A 254-nucleotide genomic window follows, 5' to 3' on the forward strand; every position below is an offset into this window, starting at 1 on the left:
GACCCTGATCACCCTGCCGCTGGGCGAGTACCACGCGAAGAACCCCGATGTCTCGCCCGGCGCCAACCGCTGGGGCGCCACCTTCGTCTACAACTACACCCAGGGCATCGGCCGCGACTGGGTGCTGGAAGCCAACCTGGAAGCGCAGTTCTACGCGAAGAACGACGACTACTTCGGCAGCGACCTGGAACAGAAACCGCTCTATCGCCTGCAAGCCTTCGCCTCCTACGACTTCAGCCAGAGCACCTACGGCG

General features: G+C 63.8%; 1 protein-coding gene. It reads left to right on the plus strand.

From position 1 onward, the window contains the following. Positions 1–254: transporter (locus ACLJNW_RS26765; RefSeq protein ID WP_410961589.1), on the plus strand; the 254-nt coding region annotated here is incomplete at both ends.

It is taken from the genome of Salmonella sp. SAL4457 (assembly GCF_046548235.1).
In the GTDB taxonomy this organism is placed as follows: domain Bacteria; phylum Pseudomonadota; class Gammaproteobacteria; order Enterobacterales; family Enterobacteriaceae; genus Salmonella; species Salmonella enterica.